At 66.6% G+C, this 2,649-nt stretch carries 5 protein-coding genes; all 5 read right to left on the reverse strand.

Annotated features, from left to right (window positions below; translation table 11 throughout):
• Positions 1-87 (reverse strand): MerR family transcriptional regulator (locus QZY48_RS14400; RefSeq protein ID WP_295427042.1); only part of this gene is annotated, 87 nt, incomplete at its 3' end.
• A 186-nt stretch (positions 88-273) separates the two neighbouring features.
• Positions 274-912, reverse strand: a complete 639-nt coding sequence (locus tag QZY48_RS14405; RefSeq protein ID WP_295431873.1) for a hypothetical protein — start codon at positions 910-912, stop codon at positions 274-276.
• 423 nt (positions 913-1,335) lie between these two features.
• Positions 1,336-1,779, reverse strand: a complete 444-nt coding sequence (locus tag QZY48_RS14410; protein WP_295431876.1) for a HepT-like ribonuclease domain-containing protein — start codon at positions 1,777-1,779, stop codon at positions 1,336-1,338.
• Positions 1,760-2,179 (reverse strand): nucleotidyltransferase domain-containing protein, encoded by a 420-nt coding sequence (locus tag QZY48_RS14415; RefSeq protein WP_295431879.1) that lies wholly within the window; start codon positions 2,177-2,179, stop codon positions 1,760-1,762. Before QZY48_RS14415 ends, QZY48_RS14410 begins: the two co-directional genes overlap by 20 nt.
• Positions 2,151-2,648: a DUF2887 domain-containing protein gene (locus QZY48_RS14420; RefSeq protein WP_366929696.1), complete on the reverse strand. Its 498-nt coding sequence runs from the start codon at positions 2,646-2,648 to the stop codon at positions 2,151-2,153. Before QZY48_RS14420 ends, QZY48_RS14415 begins: the two co-directional genes overlap by 29 nt.
• Between the last annotated feature and the right edge of the window lies 1 nt (position 2,649).

Below are 2,649 nucleotides of genomic sequence, written 5' to 3' on the forward strand. Positions count from 1 at the left end.
CTTACCCTCGCGCTCCCAACGCCGGATCGTCGAGGGCGCTTTCCCGATCCGTTTCGCGAACTCGTTGATGCGGTAAGTTTTGCTCACGCGAGCAATTATAGATAATAATAAATAAGAATCAAACAACAGTTAACACCTCCTGGGGGTTATGGCCCAAAAACGTCCCAGATGCGGCCGGGGGGCCGATTGGCAAGCCGACGGCGGCCCGCGCCACCCGTCGGGTGCACCGTGCGCACCATGACGACCGCGATTTCTTCGCTCTGCGCATTGGAATCAACTGCTGTGCCGCGTCCCGCGGGCTGCGTCAGGCCCCTGCGCGAGCCAGTCGACCTGGCCGCGGGCCGCACCAGCCGCCCCCGGTTGCGCGGCCTCGATCAGGCGCAGTTGGATCGGGGCACCGGCGCCAACGGTCGCGCGCCGCAAGGCGCCCAAGTCGACCGACCAAGCCGCCGCGCCGGGCCGCTGCACCGCCACGTCGGTGTTGCCGTCCCCGTCGAAGTCACCGATGACGAAGCGCAGGCGCGGCTGATTGGCGAGGGACACCTCACCTACGATAGTGTTGCGGCAAACCTCCAGCGCGAAGCCGGAACCCGCGACCGCGGCGCTGATGACCGGGTTGAAACTGCCGCTGACGGCCGCGTGGCTGAGTTCGGCCTCGACGATCAACTGCCCCAGGGCGCCCAGCAGGCCGGTGACCTGATCCTGAGGCGCCGCGGTGATGGCCGCGGACAGGTGGGCGGGGTCGCCGACGCCGGGCGCGGGCAGGGGCATCTGCGCGGGCACCGAGCTGCACAGGCCCGCCGACGCGACGGGGAGTTGGTTCGTACCCGACGTCAGGTCGGTGCAGACCAGGGACAAACTCCCCACGACGACCGTCAGAAGGGCAAAAAGCCGGTTACTGTGCGTGTTCATGCGTCTATCTCCAACCTTATCATTCTGGTACAGGCGCCGGTCGGCGGGACCCGGCTGGGGGAGGCTCTAAGTGGCCCCTCCCCTGACCGCCCCCCCGGGTGAGACGAAGCGGTCACTGGTTTGAAAGCAAATCTCATACCACCTATTCGGGAACCTGCACCGCCCGGCGACCGAAGGCCAATTGTTTCAAAGGGATGACGGGTGCTTAGGCGTAACCGACAGTAAGACCGGAGATAGTCGACAGCACGGGCTTGATGACTTGTTTTATAAGATATTTATTGCGACGAACCCGCACAATCCCGGGGCGCGCGAGCACCGCCGGATGACCCTTGGTCGGCGGCCCCAATCCGGGCAATGCTGACCCTTGTGTCACCAAAGGACCAATCGCGGCAGGTGGGTGATGGCCTCGTTGCGGCCCGCCGCTCAGTCACGCGGCGCTGATGCTCCGGCGGCAGGCGCCAGATAATCGCAGAGCCAGGCGTCGTAGGTCCGGTACAGGGCCAGGGCGGGCTCGACGGCCGCGATGACGCGCCCGAGGTCGATCACATCGTAGAGATGGGTCAAGAGGTTGCGCATACCGCAGGCGGCGATCAACTCCTCTGCCAGTGCGCCGGGCATGGCGCCCAGGTCGGCCAGGACACTGAAGATCTCACGATAGCTCCCCGGGGGCACCCGCCCGGTCGCCTTGAGCACCTGCAACGACAGGTCCGCCGCGGACTCACACAGCAGTTGCAGGAGGCGCTCGATCGCATAGTGCTCGCGCCGCCGGCCCGTCGCATCCAGGGCACCATAAACCGCCAAGTCGTGCAGGTATTGCCGGAAGAAGGCGCGCTTGCGCTCGATGACCTCAATCTTGACCGCGGCCATGGCCTAGCTCCCGCATCCGGTCGCGGATCCACTGGGTATCCGCGTAGAGAAAAAAGGCCCGGTCCTGCTCCCGATCAAAGAGCCCCACCGTGTCCTCGAAGAGGCAGCGGCCCTCCCGCATGACCTCGAACCGGGTCAGGGGGGAAGTCGCCGGGCCCAGCACCAGCAGGTCCAGGGCAATACCCGGAACCAGTGCATCCAGATCGGACCACCAGCGGCCCTGCTCCAGCAAGTCGGGCTCCACCCGCGGCAGGACGGCCAGGTCCAGGTCCCGCCCCCGCCCGTCCCGGGCCACGGAGCCGAACAGCACCACCAGCCGCCAGGCGTAGCGCCCGGCGAGCGGCCGCACCGCCGCCGCCAGGGCGGCAAGGTCAGGCGGGGCGCAGCGGTTCGCCTTCATGGCCGCGTGTTTGTTCCAGTGGAACCAGTACCGGCAACATGCTGCGCAACTCCTCATTGGTGAGTAATGGAAACCGCTCCATCAAGCAGAATTCGAGCATCCGTTCCAGGGTGGCGCGGATCGGCGGCGCCACGGGTGCCGTCCGGATCACCTGCCAGGCCGCCGGTGCGCGGACCCGAAGGTCCTCGGCGCGCGGGATGATCAGCGGGACCAGTGCCGCGACATAGGGGTTGTCCGGCTCGCACTCCAGCCAGCGGGGCAGAATCTCATCCAAGTACGCCACCGAGCACAGGGGCGGCCCGGCGCCCGGCGGCGGCCCGGGATCATGGTCCGCACGCAGGAAGATCAGCATACCCCGAACGGCGCGCCCCGGGTGCGCCTCTCGGGTGCGATCAGAACTGATGTGGTGACCGAGATCCCCGGTACGCTGTCGTTGTCGTTGTCGTTGTCGTGGTCGTAATCGAATAATC

Origin of the sequence: uncultured Thiodictyon sp. (genome assembly GCF_903828115.1) — a bacterium.
In the GTDB taxonomy this organism is placed as follows: Bacteria; Pseudomonadota; Gammaproteobacteria; order Chromatiales; family Chromatiaceae; genus Thiodictyon.